Here is a 17,956-nt window from a genome sequence, read left to right on the forward strand (position 1 = left end):
CAACTCAAAACAGGAAAAGATCATGTTCAAGCCCCTGGCCCTGGCCGCTGCTGTCCTCACCGCTTTCAGCCTGAACGCCTTCGCGGCGAAAACCGAGTTGACGGTGTACACCGCCCTCGAAGCCGAACAACTGAAGACCTACAAAGAAGCCTTCGAAAAGGCTAACCCGGACGTCGAGATCAAGTGGGTGCGCGATTCCACCGGCATCATCACCGCGAAACTGCTGGCCGAAAAAGCCCGCCCGCAGGCTGACGCCGTCTGGGGCCTGGCCGCGTCGAGCCTGGCGATTCTCGATCAGCAAGGAATGCTGCAAAGCTACGCGCCGAAGGACCTCGGCAAAATCGGCGGCAACTACCGCGATGCCGCCAACCCGCCAGCCTGGGTTGGCATGGACGTCTGGGCCGCGACCATTTGCTTCAACACCGTCGAAGCCGAGAAGCAGGGTTTGACCAAACCCGTGAGCTGGCAGGACCTGACCAAGCCTGAGTACAAAGGCAAGATCGTGATGCCGAACCCTGCCTCGTCCGGCACCGGTTTCCTCGACGTCAGCGCCTGGCTGCAAACCTTCGGCGAGAAGCAGGGCTGGCAGTACATGGACGACCTGCACCAGAACATCGGCCAGTATGTTCACTCCGGTTCCAAGCCTTGCAAACTGGCAGCGGCGGGTGAATTCCCGATTGGTATTTCCTTTGAATACCCGGCCGTTCAGTTGAAGCGCCAGGGCGCACCGCTGGACATCATCCTGCCGAAAGAAGGCCTGGGTTGGGAGATCGAAGCGACGGCGGTGATCAAGGGCACACCGCATGAAGACGCGGCGAAGAAACTGGCTGACTTCTCGGCCAGCCCTGCAGCGATGGAGCTGTACAAAGAGAACTTCGCCGTCCTCGCTCAGCCGGGTATCGCCAAGCCGCAGACCGAATTGCCGGCGGATTACGAGCAGCGCCTGATCAAGAACGACTTCGCCTGGGCGTCGAAGAATCGCGACGAAATCCTGACCGAGTGGCGCAAGCGCTATGACGGCAAGTCCGAGAAAGTGGCTGCCAAGTAAGATTTTCATCGGCTGACGGGCCCCTTCGCGGGCAAGCCTCGCTCCTACAGAGAAATGCGTACCCCTGTAGGAGCGAGGCTTGCCCGCGAAGGCGGCTTCGAACTTTGGACAAAACTCCATGACACACCCCAACGACCTGCTGATCGTAGGCGCCGGCATCCTCGGCCTGTCCCACGCCTACGCCGCCGCCAGGCGCGGTCTCAAAGTCACGGTTTTCGAACGCAGCGAAACGCCCTTGGGCGCCTCGGTGCGCAACTTTGGTCAAGCCCTCGTCACCGGCCAGCCACCAGGCCCGATGCTCGAACTGGCCAAAGCCAGCCGCGAGATCTGGGGCCAATGGGCGCAACTGGCCGGCCTGCAACTCAAGCGCAACGGCTCGTACCTGTTTGCCCGCACAGAAGCCGAAGAACACCTGCTGGAAGTATTTTGCGCCGGCCGCGCCGTGGAACACGGTTACCGCGTCGAGCTGCTGCGCGGTGCCGCATTGCGCGATCTGTACGGCGGCCAGTTCCGCCATCACCGCGCTGCGCTGCACGGGATGGACGATCAGCAACTGTATTCCCGCGAAGCGATCCCGGCGTTGATCGATTACCTGCGCCGCGAAATGAACGTCGAGTTTCACTTCTCCACCCTCGTGCGCGACATCGAACCGGGCCGTCTGCACAGCACCGCCGGCACCTTCAACGCCGAGCACATCATCGTCTGCTCCGGTCACGATTATCAGACCTTGCTGGCCGAGCCGATTGCCGCGCTCAACCCGCAAATCTGCCGCCTGCAAATGCTCCGCGCCCGCCCGCAGATCAACCTCAACCTGCAACATGCGCTGCTCACCGGTTTGAGTTGCGTGCATTACGGCGCCTTCGCCGATCTGCCGGAAGCAGCGGCAGTGCAGGCGCAGATCCTGCGCGAGCAACCGCACCTGCACGAAAACGGCATTCACCTGCTGATCAGTCCGACGCCTCACGGCGAGCTGATCATCGGCGATTCCCACCACTACGGCAGTGATCCGTCACCGTTCAATGCCGAGCAGGTGGATAACTGGATGATCGAACTGGCCGAGCAGACGCTGGGCTGCAAGGTGCAAGTGGTCGAACGCTGGCAGGGGGTCTATGGTTCCCGAGGGCCAGGGCCGTTTTCGTTCCTGCGGCCGATGCCGGGCGTGAGCGTGGCACTGATGCACACCGGCGTCGGCATGAGTGTCGGGCCGGCAATGGCCGAACGTAATGTCGCGACGTTATTGGGAGAGCGTTGATGGACCGCAAGGCGCAAGTGATCGACGAGGTGTTTGGGCTGTATGAGCGCTTCGGCGACAGCGATTACATCGGCGAGCCGGTGTCGCAGATCGAGCACATGTCCCAGGCCGCACAACTGGCCATGGCGGAAGGCTTCGATGATGAGGTGGTGCTGGCGGCGTTCTTCCACGACATCGGGCACATCTGTGCTGACAGCGCGCCGAACATGGGCGGCTTCGGCGTGGTCAGCCACGAGCGGCTGGGCGCCGATTACCTGCGTCGCGCAGGTTTCAGTGAACGCATGGCGCGGTTGGTGGAATACCACGTTCAGGCCAAGCGCTACCTGACAGTCAAGGAGCCCGGGTATTACGAACGATTGAGCGAGGCCAGCCGTCGGACCCTGGAGTATCAGGGCGGGGTGATGACCCCGGCCGAGGCTGAAGCCTTCGAGCAGGACCCGTTGTGCGCGGTGAGTTTGCGCATGCGCCAGTGGGATGAGTTGGCGAAGGAGATGAACGTGCCTCTTCTGGATCTCGACGTTCTGAAGCGCAAGGCTTTGGGCCTTCTGTCCAGGGCGGCTTGAACCACAACTACTGGTGAGACCTCCTACAGGATGAAGAGATTGTTCGCGCAGAGCGTTTTACGAGGATGGGATAGCTTGATCGACCCTAAATTGATTTGAGCTAGCCACATGCGTTATTTGAAAGTTACAGCCCAGGACCGAAGTGCTTACGGCAGGGCTGACAACCTGATCCTGCATTTTTTCGAAGAGATTGACGGTGCCGAAGATCGGCTCGTTCACGAAGCCTATGCACTGGATAACACTGCCGATGGCAAAGTTGATTTTCAGTATGGCGACGTGAACAACGACGGTAAGGAAAACATTAAGGATGAGGAGCTAATCAACTTGTTTGCAGAAGCGTTCCTGCAGCTTGATTGGTTCAACAATGGAGATGCCTGGGGTCGCTATGTCAAGATATTTGTAGAGGATATTGCGCACAACGGTAGTCGAGACCCCGTGCATCTGCACTTTCATGATAGTTCCTACAGACCAGGCCGAAGCCTCGTTTCCACCGCCACTGTTTTAGACTCCCTTGAGGGCTACATGGTTGACATGGTGTTCGGTCACGATCTGGATGGTGATGGCGATTTGGATAAAGTGGACAAACAGCTTGCCTGGGCATTGAGATCCACTTATCTGAGGTTCAACTGGCGCTGATCAACCGTATCAAAGCTGCTGCGCCAACACCTCGATCTGCTCCTGCCGTTCCGCCTGATTCAACTTCGCCTGCGGATTCAGCGACGACCATTGCGGATGCGCCCGAGCCTTGTTCAGGGCTTCGGGCAGTTTGCCTTCGCGCCAGCTCTTGTCCTGTGGCGTAGCGACCTGAATGCTGTCCATCGCCGCATGCCCACGCGCATTCAGCGCTTGCAGCAACTGCCGCTGCCGCAATGCCAACAACCGCAAGACGCTGTCATCGACCGTCAATTCACGCTGGCCTTTAATCTTGCCCAGCAACCGGCTGCCGTAACTGCGCGCGGTTTGCAGGGCGCCGCCGGCAATCGCGCCGGCCAGCGCCGCTGCGCCGAGGGTCAAGCCGCCGACCAGCAGATCCACCCCGGCCCCGGCGGCCGCACCTGCCGCGATGCCGCCGCCGACGCGCACGCCCAGTTGCTTGAGGGTTTCCGGGTTGAACAGGTCATCGCCCCAGCGGCCGTCGAGCAACGGCAGATCACTGGCCGCCGCGTCTTGCGGGCGGAAGGCGTAGAGCGTGAGCAGCGCTTCGACACAGCGCTGTTCCCGTTGGCGAACGGCTTTGCGCAGTTCGCTGATCGCCTGTTGTTCCTGCTCGGCGTCGCTGACCACGCTGCGCCGACACGCCGCACAATCGATCAACAATTCGGCAATCAACCGCGCCGCGCTTTGTTGCCGAGCCAGACGCTGGGCCTGCTGATCGGCGATCAAGCGTTCCAGTTGCTCGCGAGAATTTTCCAGCAGTAGCGCGAGGCTTTCATACAGCCGCCGCTCGCCATCTTCCGGCGGCGCCACGCTGTCGAAACGCACCAGGGCATGCAAACCCAGACGCGCCAACGCTTCACGCCAATCCGGTTCGCGGTGGTTGGCGCTGCTGACGAAATTCAGCACCGGCAGCAGCGGTTTGCCGCAACTGGCCAGCACTTCCAGTTCGTCTCGGTACTTGGCCAGCACCGGTTCGCGGGCGTCGATCACATAGAGGCCGGCGTCGCAGGTGAGCAGTTGCCGCAGCACCTTGGCTTCCTGTTCGAACCGCTGCCGCGCTTCACTGCCTTCAAGAAAGCGCGCCAGTCGCGCCGGACCGTCGAGGCGTTCACCGGGACGCTCCAGGCGTTCGAGGTAGTCGAGCAGGGCGATGGCGTCTTCCAGGCCCGGCGTATCGAACAGGTCGAGCAAGGGCTCGCCGTCCACCGACAACCGCGCGCCTTCAACGTGCCGCGTGGTGCTCGGGCGATGGGAGACTTCGCCGAAACCGACATCACGGGTCAGCGTGCGCAGCAATGAGGTTTTGCCGACGTTGGTGTGACCGACCACGGCGAGCTTCAACGGCGCTTTCCACGGATTAGTCATGACCGGTCTCCAGCCAGTTCAGCGGCGCGCAATCGGCGAAGGGCAGTTCCAACTGTTGCAGCGCCACGTGCCAGTCGCCGAGACGCTCGGCATCCAGCGCTTCGCCGGGCGGCGCTTGCAGCAACCAGACGCGGGTGGCGCTGGCGTTGCGGGCCAGTTCGGCGATCAGCGCGAGGCTGCCGCGGTCCGGCGAACGCCGCGGATCGCAGGCGATGGCCAGGCGGGCCGGGGGGAAACGGCTGAGTTGTTCCAAGAGTTTGTGGCGCGATTCGCGACTGTCGAGGATGCCTGCGTCGTTCACGGTTTTCGGCAGCGGTGGTGGCCATGGCCGTTGATCGTCCAGCTCGATGGCCACCAGCAACGCGCCGTCGCTTTGCAGTTCGCTGACGCCGCTTTCCACGTGATGAAGCTGCGCAGGTGCCGCATCGCTGATGCCCAGGCGTTCGCTGGTCGGCATCAGGCGTTCGCGCAGTTGCGCGTAGCCGGGCAGGTTCAGATCCAGACGTAATCTGGCGCGACCCCTTTTCCAGCGCCACAGGCACAACAGCGCCAACAACAACCTCGGCAAAACCCCGTAGATCAGCAACACGCCCACCAGCCACGCGGCCCAGGCCTGACGAGCGCTTTCAATGTTCAGTGCGGCATCGCCACTGGCGCGGATCATTTCCACGGTGGGCACGCTGAAACCCAACAGAGCCGGCAGGGCGCCCAGAGCCTGAGTCATGACGACGAACGTGCCGCCGCCAAGGATGGTGGTTTCCCAGACGAAGCCGTAGCGCCGGGTCGCCATCAGCATCAGCACAATCACCAACGCGCTGAGCATCGCCAGCAACCACAAACCATTGACCAGCACACCGAGCGCCCAGCGATTGAGTTTCTGTCGTTGCAGCAGCAACAGCAGGGCGGGCGCCAGTTGCGCGGCTTTGGCGTCGCGGGCGAGTTTTTCGCTGAGCCACAACCACAAGCGTCCCAGCGTCGCGCCGTGCTCACCGGCAAACACCAGGCCCAGCGCCCAGCTCAGCAGCAGAATCAGGTTCAGCCCGAGCAAGCTGCCCAAGGCCCAAAACACATTGACCGGCGTTTGCCCGTCGCCCAGCGCGGCAAACGCCAGGCCGGCGCCGCTGACCACGGCCAGCACGGCCAACACCAACAGCGCCAGTCGTGCACCTTGCAGCCAATGCCTGAGGGCTTCGGTCAGTCCATCGCGTTGGGCCAGCCATAAGGCGCGGCGCGAAATCCGTGTCGGCAGATCGCCGCCCGCCGTGCGAGCCACTCGGTTGGCTTCCAGATCATCCAGAGGGCCGGCGTGTTCTTCGCGCAGGCGAATGGTTTCCGTCAGCCAGAGGGTATTCAGTTCAGTCACGCGGCATCCCGTCGCTCAATTGAGCTGTGAGCATAACCGCTGTCGCGCTTGTCGGGGGGCTACGTTGCGAGAAGCCGAGCCTCTGGTATCCTCGCCGGCATGACTAAATCACTCCCTCTCAGCCTGATCGCAGCCCTCGGTGAAAACCGTGTGATCGGCGTCGACAACAGCATGCCCTGGCACTTGCCGGGGGACTTCAAATACTTCAAGGCCACCACCCTGGGCAAGCCGATCATCATGGGTCGCAAGACCTGGGATTCCCTCGGTCGCCCGCTGCCGGGCCGGTTGAACATCGTGGTCAGCCGCCAGGCGGATCTGGTGCTGGAAGGCGCGGAGGTTTATCCGTCGCTGGAGGCTGCCGTGGTTCGCGCGGAAGAATGGGCGAAAGAGCAGGGCGTCGATGAGTTGATGCTGATTGGCGGGGCGCAGTTGTACGCGCAGGGGTTGGCGCAGGCCGATCGGTTGTATTTGACGCGCGTGGCGCTGAGCCCGGAAGGGGATGCGTGGTTTCCGGAGTTTGATTTGAAGCAGTGGAAGCTGGTGTCGAATGTGCCGAATCCGGCTGAAGGCGACAAACCGGCGTACAACTTCGAAGTCTGGGAAAAAGTCTAAAAGCTTCGCGGGCAAGCCTCGCTCCTACAGGTTATACGTAAATCCTGTAGGAGCGAGGCTTGCCCGCGAAGAGGCCCGCTCAGTCACTGAAATTCTTAAGCGTGAGCCAACTCCGCATGCTCATCCGCATCCAGCAAATCTTTATCGGTCTGCTGCATGATCTGGCTGGTAATCGCCCCGGCCGTGATCGAACCACTCACGTTCAACGCCGTACGCCCCATATCAATCAGCGGCTCAACCGAAATCAGCAACGCCACCAGTGACACCGGCAAACCCATCGCCGGCAGCACGATCAGCGCCGCGAACGTCGCACCACCGCCCACACCGGCCACACCGGCCGAACTCAAGGTCACAATCGCCACCAGCGTTGCGATCCACAGCGGGTCGAGCGGGTTGATGCCCACGGTCGGCGCCACCATGACTGCCAACATCGCCGGGTACAAACCCGCACAGCCGTTCTGGCCAATGGTCGCGCCGAACGAAGCGGCGAAGCTGGCGATGGACTGCGGAATGCCCAGACGGCTGGTCTGCGCTTCGATGCTCAGCGGAATCGTCGCCGCACTGGAGCGGCTGGTGAAAGCAAACGTCAGCACCGGCCAGATTTTGCGGAAGAACCGCAGCGGGTTGATCCCGGCCACCGACACCAGCACGCCATGGACTACAAACATCAGGCCCAGGCCGATGTAGGACACCACGACAAAACTGCCGAGCTTGATGATGTCTTGCAGGTTGGAACCGGCGACCACTTTGGTCATCAGCGCCAGTACGCCGTACGGAGTCAGCTTCATCACAAGACGCACCAGACGCATCACCCAGGCTTGCAGGGTGTCGATGGCGTTGATCACTTTCTGACCTTTTTCGACGTCATCCTTCAGCAGTTGCAGCGCGGCGACCCCGAGGAACGCGGCGAATATCACCACGCTGATGATCGATGTCGGCTTGGCGCGCGCCAGATCAGCGAACGGGTTTTGCGGGATGAACGACAGCAGCAGTTGCGGCACATTCAGATCCGCGACCTTGCCTGCGTAGTCGGTCTGAATGGTTTGCAGGCGGGCCATTTCCTGTGTGCCGGCGACCAGGCCTTCAGCGGTCAGGCCGAACAGGTTGGTCAAACCGATACCGATCAGCGCCGCGATGGCGGTGGTGAACAGCAGCGTGCCGATGGTCAGGAAACTGATTTTGCCCAGCGATGAAGCGTTGTGCAGACGGGCCACGGCGCTGAGGATCGAGGCGAACACCAGCGGGATCACGATCATTTGCAGTAGCTGCACGTAACCGTTGCCCACCAGATCGAACCAGCCGATCGAGGCTTTCAGCACCGGGTTTCCGGCACCGTAAACGGTGTGCAAGGCGACACCGAACACCACGCCCAACACCAGGGCGAGCAGGACTTTTTTCGCCAGACTAAATGTGGTGTGGCGGGTTTGCGCCAGTGCGACGAGCAGGGCGAGGAACACCAGCAGATTGAGAATCAGCGGCAGATTCATTGGAACTCCCATTAGACATGTGCCAACTGCCTTCCGGGGCAGCTGCGAACCGGCAAGCCTAACAGCTTGATTTTCAATGAATTAATATCAAAAAAGTCTGATGACTGTCGTTTTTGGAATAAGCGGGTGTCGCTTACAGGAATGCAGCTGGCGCGATAGGTGCGTTGGCCGTCGCTGACAGACGGGGACTGTCACACTTATTTGTTAGCGTCGATGTCTTTAAATCAGGGAGATCTATCGATGAAGTTCGCACCGAAATTTCTGCTCGCTGCACTGTGCATTGGCCTCGCCGGCCAGGCCTTCGCTACGGATTTGAAGCACTGGCCAGCCGATCAGGCCAAGGCACTGGATGCGATGATCGCGGCCAACGCCAACAAAGGTAACTACGCGGTGTTCGACATGGACAACACCAGTTACCGCTATGACCTCGAAGAATCGCTGCTGCCGTTCATGGAAAACAAGGGTCTGATCACCCGCGAGAAACTCGATCCCTCCCTGAAACTGATTCCGTTCAAGGACACCGCCGACCATAAGGAAAGCCTGTTCAGCTACTACTACCGCCTCTGCGAACTCGACGACATGGTTTGCTACCCATGGGTCGCCCAGGTGTTCTCCGGTTTCACCCTGCAAGAGCTCAAAGGTTATGTCGACGAATTGATGGCGTCCGGCAAACCGGTGCCGGCTACCTATTACGAAGGCGACGTGGTCAAGAAGCTCGACGTTAACCCGCCGAAAGTCTTCACCGGCCAAACCGAGCTGTACAACAAGCTGATGGAGAACGGCATCGAGGTCTACGTGATGACCGCCGCTTCTGAAGAGCTGGTGCGCATGGTCGCCTCCGATCCGAAGTACGGCTACAACGTCAAACCGCAAAACGTGATTGGCGTGAGCCTGCTGCTCAAGGACCAAAAGTCCGGTGAGCTGACCACGGCCCGCAAGCAGATCACCGCTGGCAAGTATGACGAGAAGGCCAACCTGGGCCTGGAACTGACCCCGTACCTGTGGACCCCGGCGACCTGGATGGCCGGTAAACACGCGGCGATCCTGACCTACATCGATGAATGGAAAAAACCGGTACTGGTCGGCGGCGACACCCCGAGCAGCGACGGTTACATGCTGTTCCACGATGTTGACGTGGCCAAGGGCGGCATCCACTTGTGGGTCAACCGCAAGGACAAATACATGACCCAGATTAACGGCATGATGGCCAAGCACGCTGCGGCCCAGGCCAAGGAAGGGTTGCCGGTGACGGCGGACAAGAACTGGGTGATCGTGACGCCAGCAGAAATCCAGTAACTGCAACACCGATCAACTGTAGGAGCCGGCTTGCTGCGGGCGGCGTTCCGACGATAGCGGACTTTCAGACGAAGAATTTGCTGGCTGACATACCGCCTTCGCCGGCAAGCCGGCTCCTACAGGGATTTGCATATACGCAGATCAAACGACCGGCAAAAAAATGCCCCGCACTTGGCGGGGCATTTTTTTGTTTGCGGTTAAGCCTTACAGCCCGTCAAGCATCGCCTTGTTACGCACGGCACCCTTGTCGGCGCTGGTCGCCAGCAGGGCGTAGGCTTTCAGTGCGGTGGTCACTTTACGTGGACGTTTCTCCACCGGCTTCCAGCCTTTCTGATCCTGCTCGGCACGGCGGCCGGCCAGTTCTTCATCGCTGACCAACAGGTTGATCGAGCGGTTCGGAATGTCGATCAGCACTTTGTCGCCGTCCTGCACCAGACCAATCGCGCCACCGGCAGCGGCTTCCGGCGAAGCGTGGCCGATGGACAGGCCCGAAGTGCCGCCGGAGAAACGGCCGTCGGTGAGCAGGGCGCAGGCTTTGCCCAGGCCTTTGGATTTCAGGTACGACGTCGGGTACAGCATTTCCTGCATGCCCGGGCCGCCTTTCGGGCCTTCGTAACGGATGATCACGATGTCGCCGGCCTTCACTTCGTCCGCGAGGATGCCGCGTACGGCGCTGTCCTGGCTTTCGAAGATTTTTGCGTTGCCTTCGAACACGTGGATCGACTCGTCGACGCCCGCGGTTTTCACCACACAGCCGTCCAGCGCGATGTTGCCGTAGAGAACGGCCAGGCCGCCTTCTTTCGAGTAAGCGTGTTCGACACTGCGGATGCAGCCGTTTTCACGGTCGTCGTCCAGGGTTTCCCAACGGGTCGACTGGCTGAACGCGGTTTGCGTCGGGATGCCCGCCGGGCCGGCCTTGAAGAAGTGATGCACGGCTTCGTCGTCGGTCTGGGTGATGTCCCACTTGGCGATGCCTTCGGCCAGGGTCTTGCTGTGCACGGTCGGCAGGTCGGTGTGCAGCAGGCCGCCACGGGCCAGCGAACCGAGGATGCTGAAGATCCCGCCGGCGCGGTGCACGTCTTCCATGTGGTACTTCTGGATGTTCGGCGCGACTTTGCACAGTTGCGGCACGTGGCGGGAAAGACGGTCGATGTCGCGCAGGTCGAAATCGATCTCGGCTTCCTGGGCGGCGGCCAGCAAGTGCAGGATGGTGTTGGTGGAACCGCCCATGGCGATGTCCAGGGTCATGGCGTTTTCGAACGCCTTGAAGTTGGCGATGTTGCGCGGCAATACCGACTCGTCGTTCTCGCCGTAGTAACGCTTGCACAGCTCGACGATGGTGCGGCCGGCCTGCAGGAACAGTTGCTCGCGGTCGCTGTGGGTGGCCAGGGTCGAACCATTGCCCGGCAAGGCCAGGCCCAACGCTTCAACCAGGCAGTTCATCGAGTTGGCGGTGAACATGCCGGAGCACGAACCGCAAGTCGGGCAGGCGCTACGCTCGTACTCGGCAACCTTCTCGTCAGAAGCGCTGGAGTCGGCGGCGATCACCATGGCGTCGACGAGGTCGAGACCGTGGCTGGCCAGTTTGGTCTTGCCGGCTTCCATCGGGCCGCCGGAGACGAAGATCACCGGGATGTTGAGGCGCAGGGCGGCCATCAACATGCCTGGGGTGATCTTGTCGCAGTTGGAGATGCAGACGATGGCGTCGGCGCAGTGGGCGTTGACCATGTACTCGACGGAGTCGGCGATGATCTCGCGGCTCGGCAGCGAATACAGCATGCCGTCGTGGCCCATGGCGATGCCGTCATCCACGGCGATGGTGTTGAATTCTTTCGCTACACCGCCGGCGCGTTCGATTTCGCGGGCGACCAGTTGGCCCAGGTCCTTGAGGTGGACGTGGCCCGGTACGAACTGGGTGAACGAGTTGGCAATGGCGATGATCGGCTTTTTGAAGTCGTCATCTTTCATCCCCGTGGCGCGCCACAATGCGCGGGCACCGGCCATGTTGCGGCCGTGGGTGGATGTTTTCGAGCGGTAATCAGGCATGAAGCACTCCGGGCGGCTAATCAGGTATCAAAAGGGAAGTGAGCTTCTATTGACGTCTGGAACACTCAGAAATGGCCGTGTGTCCGGAAGTTGCCGATAACTTTGCGGGATCGCCGCGCGCTTCAGCTTGAGCTCATAAACCCGCCGGGGGATGACTGGCGATGAATGTCGCGATTCTACACGGCTGGCGGCTGGAGGGAATGCCGGGAAGCGCTGATCCGGCGCCGGTGGCGTGCGCCGGATGACGACCGGCGTAAATCAACTCGCGTTCAGTGCCAGATTGCGCTGCATGATCAGCGCGTTCAAACCCAGGCCCGCGACGCTAAGGATCAGGAAACACAAGGCGAGCGCCGTGGTGAGGTCTTCGGACGCGAGATTGATCATCACGCTGATCACGCCGCCGCACATGAAGATCATCACGCCGCCGACCGAGGAGGACGTGCCCGCATCCTGTGGGTGGAGGGTCATGGCTTTGGAATTGGCGATAGGCCGGGCAATGGTGGTGCCGGCCGTGCAGATGAGCATGGGGATCAGCACCGCAGCGGCCGTCAGCCCGAACTGATTTGCCAGCCACAGCATGACCAACCCCGACAATGCGATCAGGCCGAGGCCGATCACTATCTGTGAATTGGCTGGCAGACGCCGATGCAAGGCGCTGGCGACTATCCCGCCGAACACATACGCCACGCCATACAGCAACAATGTCCAGGCGAATTCGTAGGGCGTGAGTGCCAGGCGCTCCATGAAAATGATCGGCGACATGACGATGAATGAAAAATGGCAGGCGAAGGCCAGGGCCGAAATCAACCAGTAACCCATGAAGCGAAAATCCGCGCATAGCCGCCAGTAGGTACTGAAAAAGTGACCGGGCGCGGCATTGCGACTGCGCGGGGTTTCCTTGAGGAGCACGCCAGCCCTTATCCAGACGAAGACCGCCAGTGCGATAAAGACATAGAAGCTGCCCTGCCAATCCAGATGCATCTGCAACCAGGTTCCAAGCAGCGGCGATATGGAAATGAACACGCCGCCGCCGGTGGTCATCCAGATCCTCATCCGTTCCTGTTCCTTGCCGACGAACAGATCCTGAATCAGTGCCTGTGACAGCACAAAGGACCCGCAACCCACGGCCTGAATGACGCGAAATACCAGGAACCAGCCGTATTCGCTTGAAAGCAGACAACCCGTTGCACCGATGATCGAGATGGCGATGCCAGTCAGCAAAAGGGTTTTGCGCCCCCACAAGTCCGACAGCGGTCCGACCAGCACCACGGATAGCCCAAGGCCAATAGCGAACAGGCTGACGGATAACGCTATGTCGGAGGCTGAGGTCAGGAAGTAATCAGAGAGCGCGGGAAAGGACGGGAGCACCACGTCCAGCGGGAAAACACCCAGTAGCGTCATCGTCATCAATAGCAGGATGAGCGACGATTTTTTCGCGGTATGCGGGGAAGGGTTCATCAACAACGCTCTCGATCCGTGAGGGGTAGCCGAGAGTCGACTTGATGAATAGGGAAGTCAATGCAGGAGGTGTGGGACTGTTCTCAGACCGTTGTAGGAGCGAGCCTGCTCGCGAAAAACGAACAGGCTACGCGGGGTGTCAGGCAGCCAGCGTTATCGTTGACGACCATCGCGAGCAGGGCTCGCTCCTACAGTAGTTCCGAGTGGTTAGCTGTTTGGCAGCAACCGGCAGGTGATGCTCTTGATGTAGCGGGTTTCAGCAATCGCCGGGTGTACCGGATGATCCGGACCCTGACCGCCACGTTCCAGCATCTGGATGTTGCGATCCAGGTGGCGGGCGCTGGTCAGCAGGATGTTCTGCAGGTCATCTTCCGGCAGGTGCATCGAGCACGAAGCGCTGACCAGGATGCCGTCTTTGCTGAGCAGGCGCATGGCTTGCTCGTTCAGGCGACGGTAAGCGCCTTCACCGTTTTTCATGTCTTTCTTGCGTTTGATGAACGCCGGCGGGTCGGCCACGATCACGTCGAAGCGTTCTTCGCTGGCTTTCAGTTCTTTCAGCGCTTCGAAGACGTCACCTTCGAGGCAGGTAATTTTTTCAGCGAAACCGTTCAGCGCGGCGTTGCGCTCGACGCCGTCGAGGGCGAAGGCCGACGCGTCGACGCAGAACACTTCACTGGCGCCGAATGCTGCGGCTTGCACGCCCCAGCCACCGATGTAGCTGTACAGGTCGAGGACGCGTTTGCCTTTGGCGTACGGGGCCAGGCGCGCGCGGTTCATGCGGTGATCGTAGAACCAGCCGGTTTTCTGGCCTTGAATGACCGGGGCTTCGAATTTCACGCCGTTTTCTTCCAGCGCGACCCACTCCGGCACCAGGCCGAACACGGTTTCGACGTAGCGGTTGAGGCCTTCGGCGTCGCGGGCGGCGGAGTCGTTCTTGAACAGAATGCCGCTTGGCTTGAGCACTTGGGTCAGCGCCGCGATCACGTCGTCTTTATGCGCTTCCATGGTTGCCGAAGCGATCTGCACCACGAGGATGTCGCCGAAACGGTCGACCACCAGGCCTGGCAGCAGGTCGGAATCGCCGTAGACCAGGCGATAGAACGGCTTGTCGAACAGGCGATCGCGCAGGGACAGGGCGACGTTCAAGCGATGCACCAGCAGCGATTTGTCCAGCGGCAACTTGACGTCGCGCGACAGCAGACGGGCGCAGATCAGGTTGTTCGGGCTCATGGCAACGATGCCCAGCAGCTTGCCGCCGGCAGCTTCGAGGATCGCCTGATCGCCGGCCTTGAAGCCGTGCAACGGGGTGGCGGCCACGTCGATTTCGTTGCTGTAGACCCACAGGTGGCCGTTTCGCAGGCGACGGTCGGCGTTGGCTTTGAGGCGCAGGCTAGGCAGGGACATGACGTCGCTCCGGAAAAAAGAGCGGGAGTATAGCGTGTTGAAGGTGGTGGCGGGCCGGGTGGGCGATGAAACGCTGATGACGCCTTCGCGGGCAAGCCTCGCTCCTACAGGGGGACGCATTCCAAATGTAGGAGCGAGGCTTGCCCGCGAAGGCAATTTCAAATGCTCCACGGAAATGAAACTTTGGCCGATGTTGCCCGCCGGTGTGTCGGATCCAACTTTATAAAGGTTAGAATCGGCGCCTGTCCCAGAGTGTGTACTTATGTCCCAAGAGCTGACCACCGAACAGATCCAACAGTCCCTGCAAGGCATCAGCGTGCCGGCCCAGCCGCAGATCATGGTGGATCTGCAGATGGAGCAGTACATGCCCGACCCGGATCTGGAAGTGATCGCCAAGCTGATCTCCCAGGACCCGGGCCTCTCTGGTGCCCTCCTGAAAATCGTCAACTCGCCGTATTACGGCTTGAGCAACAAGATCGCCTCGATCCAGCGTGCAGTAAACCTGCTGGGCAGCCGTTCGATCATCAACCTGATCAACGCGCAGTCGATCAAGGGTGAAATGAACGATGACACCATCGTTACCCTGAATCGTTTCTGGGACACCGCTCAAGACGTGGCGATGACCTGCCTGACCCTGGCCAAGCGCATCGGCGTCCAGGCCGGCGATGAAGCATATGCCTTGGGCCTGTTCCACGACTGCGGCGTGCCGCTGATGCTGCAGCGCTTCCCGGACTACATGGCCACGCTGGAAGAAGCCTACGCCAGCGCCAGTGCCGAATGCCGTGTGGTGGACACGGAAAATCGGGTGTTCAATACCAACCATGCGGTGGTGGGTTATTACACGGCCAAATCCTGGCGCCTGCCGGAGCATGTGAGCACGGCGATCGCCAATCACCACAATGCGCTGGCGATTTTCAGCGATGAGTCTTCGCGCAACAGCCAGCTGAAAAACCTGTTGGCGATCCTGAAAATGGCCGAGCACATTTGTGCGTCCTACCGGGTACTGGGCAACCAGAACGAGGACCATGAATGGAACACCATCGCGCCGCTGGTACTCGATTACGTGGGCCTCTCGGACTACGACTTCGAAACCCTCAAACAAACGATTCGCGACCTCGGCACTCACCGCTGAGTGCCGTCAGCGCCTGATTCGAGAGCACCATGCCTGAACTGCCGGAAGTCGAAACCACCCGCCGCGGTATTGCGCCGTACCTGGAAGGCCAACGCGTCAGCCGGGTGATCGTGCGTGACCGTCGCCTGCGCTGGCCGATCCCTGAAGACCTGGATGTGCGGCTCTCCGGCCAGCGTATCGTGCTGGTTGAGCGGCGCGCCAAGTACCTGCTGATCAACGCCGAAGTCGGCACGCTGATCAGCCACTTGGGCATGTCGGGCAATCTGCGCCTGGTGGAAGTCGGCCTGCCGGCCGCCAAGCATGAGCATGTGGATATCGAGCTGGAATCGGGCCTGGCCCTGCGTTACACGGACCCGCGACGGTTCGGCGCGATGCTCTGGAGCCTCGATCCGCTCAACCATGAATTGCTGATTCGCCTGGGGCCGGAACCGTTGACCGACCTGTTCGACGGCGAGCGCTTGTTCCAGCAGTCTCGCGGGCGTTCGATGGCGGTCAAACCGTTCATCATGGACAACGCAGTGGTGGTCGGCGTGGGCAATATCTATGCGACCGAAGCGCTGTTTGCGGCCGGTATCGACCCGCGTCGCGAGGCCAAGAGCATTTCCCGGGCGCGCTATTTGAAATTGGCGATCGAGATCAAACGCATCTTGGCCGCCGCCATCGAGCGCGGCGGTACGACGTTGCGCGACTTTATCGGCGGCGACGGTCAGCCCGGTTATTTCCAGCAGGAATTGTTCGTGTACGGCCGTGGCAGTCAGCCGTGCAAGGTCTGCGGAACAGAGCTGCGGGAAGTCAAACTCGGGCAGCGCGCCAGCGTCTTTTGCCCGCGCTGCCAGAGCTGATACTGCTGCGGTCTATAGTCAGTGTTCTCACTGCCTAGTCGAAGGACTGTGCCATGAACCTGTTCCGAACCCTTGCCGTCGTATGGCTGCTGAGTGCCGGTGCGCCAGCACTGGCAGCCAATACCGGCAGCGGTGACCCGCGCTACACCATCCAGAATCCCCCGGCGTACGCCATGCTCGGCGACTTGCTGATTGCCCGACCCTTGCTGGTCGTGGCAACGGTGATTGGTGCGGGGGCGTTTGTGGTGTCGTTGCCGTTTACCGCGCTGGGCGGCAATGTCGGCGACGCGGGACAGGCGTTGGTGGTCGACCCGGCGAAAGCGGCGTTCGTGAGGTGTCTGGGATGTATTGGGGAGGGGTTTGAGCAGCGGGAGTGAAGTCTAAAAGCTTCGCGGGCAAGCCTCGCTCCTACAGGATCTACACGACCCCTGTAGGAGCGAGGCTTGCCCGCGAAGGCGTCCTCACAGACGCCTCATGGCTCACGCCTTACCGGTAATCTTCCGGTACTTCTCCATCAACTGCTCTTCAGTCTCCGGATGCGCTTCGTCCAGTGGAATGCAATCCACCGGGCACACCTGCTGGCACTGAGGTTCGTCGTAGTGGCCGACACACTGGGTGCACAGGTTCGGGTCGATCACGTAGATCTCTTCGCCTTGGGAAATGGCGGCGTTCGGGCACTCGGGTTCGCAGACGTCGCAGTTGATGCAATCGTCGGTGATGATCAGGGACATGCTAACTCCAGCCGGGGCGGCAGGCCCGGGCGCTAAAAACCAATGCGCAATTGTGCCGCATTGGAGAGCGCAGTGCACGCGGGCGCGACGTTCTGTAGGAGCCGGCTTGCTGGCGATAGCAACACCGCGGTCAGTCTGAGACACCGCAGCGGTCCTATCGCCAGCAAGCCGGCTCCTACAGTCGGTGTTATTTTTTAAATCGAAGTGTCAGGGCGTCCGCCACCGCAGGGTGGACGAACTTGGTGATATCGCCGCCCAACGCCGCGATTTCACGGACCAGCGTCGAGGAAATGAACGAATAGCGCTCGGACGGTGTAAGAAACAGACTTTCCACATCCGGCGCCAACTGACGGTTCATGTTGGCCAGCTGAAATTCGTATTCGAAGTCCGAGACCGCGCGCAAACCGCGCAGGAACACGTTGGCATTCTTCTCTTTGGCGAAGTGCGCCAACAGCGTCGAAAAGCCGACGACTTCAACGTTCGGCAGATGTTTAGTGACCTCGCGGGCCAGCTCCACACGCTGTTCCAGGGGAAACAACGGGTTTTTCTTCGGGCTGGCGGCGACGGCGATGATCACATGATCGAACAGGCGCGCGGCGCGTTCGACCAGATCGCCATGGCCCTTGGTAATAGGGTCGAAGGTACCTGGGTACAACACTCGGTTCATCGCGTCGTCCTGGCGGGAGTCCGTTGGGGAGTC

Annotated in this window: 17 protein-coding genes; 9 read left to right on the top strand and 8 right to left on the bottom strand. The window is 60.8% G+C overall.

Annotation, left to right across the window (positions count from 1 at the left end):
* The first annotated feature begins 22 nt into the window (after window positions 1–22).
* From IB246_RS06730 to IB246_RS06745, 4 genes are all read left to right on the top strand, one after another.
* The gene (locus tag IB246_RS06730; protein ID WP_008040773.1) at window positions 23–1,048 is read left to right on the top strand and encodes a putative 2-aminoethylphosphonate ABC transporter substrate-binding protein; all 1,026 of its coding nucleotides are present in this window, start codon (window positions 23–25) and stop codon (window positions 1,046–1,048) included.
* Between the two features lie 118 nt (window positions 1,049–1,166).
* Entirely contained in the window at window positions 1,167–2,300 is a 1,134-nt protein-coding gene (locus IB246_RS06735; RefSeq protein WP_008040774.1) for a TIGR03364 family FAD-dependent oxidoreductase, read from the top strand.
* The gene (locus IB246_RS06740; protein ID WP_008040776.1) at window positions 2,300–2,863 is read left to right on the top strand and encodes a phosphonate degradation HD-domain oxygenase; all 564 of its coding nucleotides are present in this window, start codon (window positions 2,300–2,302) and stop codon (window positions 2,861–2,863) included. The genes IB246_RS06735 and IB246_RS06740 overlap by 1 nt, the downstream gene beginning before the upstream one ends.
* 108 nt (window positions 2,864–2,971) lie before the next feature.
* Window positions 2,972–3,499 (top strand): hypothetical protein, encoded by a 528-nt coding sequence (locus tag IB246_RS06745; RefSeq protein ID WP_008040777.1) that lies wholly within the window; start codon window positions 2,972–2,974, stop codon window positions 3,497–3,499.
* A gap of 9 nt (window positions 3,500–3,508) precedes the next feature.
* Here IB246_RS06745 and IB246_RS06750 read toward each other — a convergent pair whose 3' ends face one another.
* On the bottom strand, window positions 3,509–4,885 hold the full coding sequence (locus tag IB246_RS06750; protein ID WP_008040778.1) for a GTPase/DUF3482 domain-containing protein: 1,377 nt from the start codon (window positions 4,883–4,885) through the stop codon (window positions 3,509–3,511).
* The gene (locus IB246_RS06755) at window positions 4,878–6,248 is read right to left on the bottom strand and encodes a DUF2868 domain-containing protein (RefSeq protein ID WP_008040779.1); all 1,371 of its coding nucleotides are present in this window, start codon (window positions 6,246–6,248) and stop codon (window positions 4,878–4,880) included. Before IB246_RS06755 ends, IB246_RS06750 begins: the two co-directional genes overlap by 8 nt.
* 99 nt (window positions 6,249–6,347) lie before the next feature.
* Between IB246_RS06755 and IB246_RS06760 the strand changes: the two genes are divergently transcribed.
* Window positions 6,348–6,860 carry a dihydrofolate reductase gene (locus tag IB246_RS06760; RefSeq protein ID WP_008040780.1) on the top strand — a complete coding sequence of 171 codons (513 nt, stop codon included), beginning with the start codon at window positions 6,348–6,350 and terminating at the stop codon, window positions 6,858–6,860.
* Between the two features lie 95 nt (window positions 6,861–6,955).
* Here the strand turns inward: IB246_RS06760 and IB246_RS06765 are convergent, their stop codons facing one another.
* Window positions 6,956–8,347, bottom strand: a complete 1,392-nt coding sequence (locus IB246_RS06765; RefSeq protein WP_008040781.1) for an L-cystine transporter — start codon at window positions 8,345–8,347, stop codon at window positions 6,956–6,958.
* A 240-nt stretch (window positions 8,348–8,587) separates the two neighbouring features.
* Between IB246_RS06765 and IB246_RS06770 the strand changes: the two genes are divergently transcribed.
* Complete coding sequence (locus IB246_RS06770) at window positions 8,588–9,643, top strand: hypothetical protein (RefSeq protein ID WP_008026105.1); 1,056 nt, start codon at window positions 8,588–8,590, stop codon at window positions 9,641–9,643.
* A gap of 204 nt (window positions 9,644–9,847) precedes the next feature.
* Here the strand turns inward: IB246_RS06770 and ilvD are convergent, their stop codons facing one another.
* The 3 genes from ilvD to IB246_RS06785 form a co-directional block, all read right to left on the bottom strand.
* Entirely contained in the window at window positions 9,848–11,689 is a 1,842-nt protein-coding gene (ilvD, locus tag IB246_RS06775) for a dihydroxy-acid dehydratase (protein WP_008040782.1), read from the bottom strand.
* 258 nt (window positions 11,690–11,947) lie between these two features.
* Window positions 11,948–13,147: an MFS transporter gene (locus IB246_RS06780; RefSeq protein ID WP_008040783.1), complete on the bottom strand. Its 1,200-nt coding sequence runs from the start codon at window positions 13,145–13,147 to the stop codon at window positions 11,948–11,950.
* A 207-nt stretch (window positions 13,148–13,354) separates the two neighbouring features.
* A complete protein-coding gene (locus tag IB246_RS06785) occupies window positions 13,355–14,551 on the bottom strand; it encodes a class I SAM-dependent rRNA methyltransferase (RefSeq protein ID WP_008026111.1) in 1,197 nt (398 codons plus the stop codon).
* Between the two features lie 316 nt (window positions 14,552–14,867).
* Between IB246_RS06785 and IB246_RS06790 the strand changes: the two genes are divergently transcribed.
* The 3 genes from IB246_RS06790 to IB246_RS06800 are packed head-to-tail and all read left to right on the top strand — an operon-like array spanning window position 14,868 to window position 16,902.
* Complete coding sequence (locus IB246_RS06790) at window positions 14,868–15,683, top strand: HDOD domain-containing protein (RefSeq protein WP_162130713.1); 816 nt, start codon at window positions 14,868–14,870, stop codon at window positions 15,681–15,683.
* Window positions 15,684–15,712: 29 nt separating this feature from the next.
* On the top strand, window positions 15,713–16,525 hold the full coding sequence (gene mutM, locus IB246_RS06795; protein WP_008026119.1) for a bifunctional DNA-formamidopyrimidine glycosylase/DNA-(apurinic or apyrimidinic site) lyase: 813 nt from the start codon (window positions 15,713–15,715) through the stop codon (window positions 16,523–16,525).
* Window positions 16,526–16,578: 53 nt separating this feature from the next.
* Window positions 16,579–16,902: a hypothetical protein gene (locus tag IB246_RS06800; RefSeq protein ID WP_008026125.1), complete on the top strand. Its 324-nt coding sequence runs from the start codon at window positions 16,579–16,581 to the stop codon at window positions 16,900–16,902.
* A 102-nt stretch (window positions 16,903–17,004) separates the two neighbouring features.
* Here IB246_RS06800 and IB246_RS06805 read toward each other — a convergent pair whose 3' ends face one another.
* On the bottom strand, window positions 17,005–17,256 hold the full coding sequence (locus tag IB246_RS06805; RefSeq protein ID WP_003195146.1) for a YfhL family 4Fe-4S dicluster ferredoxin: 252 nt from the start codon (window positions 17,254–17,256) through the stop codon (window positions 17,005–17,007).
* 187 nt (window positions 17,257–17,443) lie between these two features.
* Window positions 17,444–17,923 carry a pantetheine-phosphate adenylyltransferase gene (gene coaD, locus IB246_RS06810; protein WP_003177462.1) on the bottom strand — a complete coding sequence of 160 codons (480 nt, stop codon included), beginning with the start codon at window positions 17,921–17,923 and terminating at the stop codon, window positions 17,444–17,446.
* Window positions 17,924–17,956 lie beyond the last annotated feature (33 nt).

Origin of the sequence: Pseudomonas sp. PDM01, assembly GCF_014852325.1 — a bacterium.
In the GTDB taxonomy this organism is placed as follows: domain Bacteria; phylum Pseudomonadota; class Gammaproteobacteria; order Pseudomonadales; family Pseudomonadaceae; genus Aquipseudomonas; species Aquipseudomonas migulae.

Bases quoted from the DNA above. Each gene is read 5' to 3' on its own strand.
- mutM (WP_008026119.1), top strand. From the start codon at position 15,713: ATGCCTGAACTGCCGGAAGTCGAAACCACCCGCCGCGGTATTGCGCCG.
- IB246_RS06735 (WP_008040774.1), top strand. From the start codon at position 1,167: ATGACACACCCCAACGACCTGCTGATCGTAGGCGCCGGCATCCTCGGC.
- IB246_RS06765 (WP_008040781.1), bottom strand. From the start codon at position 8,347: ATGAATCTGCCGCTGATTCTCAATCTGCTGGTGTTCCTCGCCCTGCTC.
- ilvD (WP_008040782.1), bottom strand. From the start codon at position 11,689: ATGCCTGATTACCGCTCGAAAACATCCACCCACGGCCGCAACATGGCC.
- IB246_RS06750 (WP_008040778.1), bottom strand. From the start codon at position 4,885: ATGACTAATCCGTGGAAAGCGCCGTTGAAGCTCGCCGTGGTCGGTCAC.
- coaD (WP_003177462.1), bottom strand. From the start codon at position 17,923: ATGAACCGAGTGTTGTACCCAGGTACCTTCGACCCTATTACCAAGGGC.
- IB246_RS06800 (WP_008026125.1), top strand. From the start codon at position 16,579: ATGAACCTGTTCCGAACCCTTGCCGTCGTATGGCTGCTGAGTGCCGGT.
- IB246_RS06745 (WP_008040777.1), top strand. From the start codon at position 2,972: ATGCGTTATTTGAAAGTTACAGCCCAGGACCGAAGTGCTTACGGCAGG.
- IB246_RS06740 (WP_008040776.1), top strand. From the start codon at position 2,300: ATGGACCGCAAGGCGCAAGTGATCGACGAGGTGTTTGGGCTGTATGAG.
- IB246_RS06760 (WP_008040780.1), top strand. From the start codon at position 6,348: ATGACTAAATCACTCCCTCTCAGCCTGATCGCAGCCCTCGGTGAAAAC.
- IB246_RS06730 (WP_008040773.1), top strand. From the start codon at position 23: ATGTTCAAGCCCCTGGCCCTGGCCGCTGCTGTCCTCACCGCTTTCAGC.
- IB246_RS06785 (WP_008026111.1), bottom strand. From the start codon at position 14,551: ATGTCCCTGCCTAGCCTGCGCCTCAAAGCCAACGCCGACCGTCGCCTG.
- IB246_RS06780 (WP_008040783.1), bottom strand. From the start codon at position 13,147: ATGAACCCTTCCCCGCATACCGCGAAAAAATCGTCGCTCATCCTGCTA.
- IB246_RS06805 (WP_003195146.1), bottom strand. From the start codon at position 17,256: ATGTCCCTGATCATCACCGACGATTGCATCAACTGCGACGTCTGCGAA.
- IB246_RS06770 (WP_008026105.1), top strand. From the start codon at position 8,588: ATGAAGTTCGCACCGAAATTTCTGCTCGCTGCACTGTGCATTGGCCTC.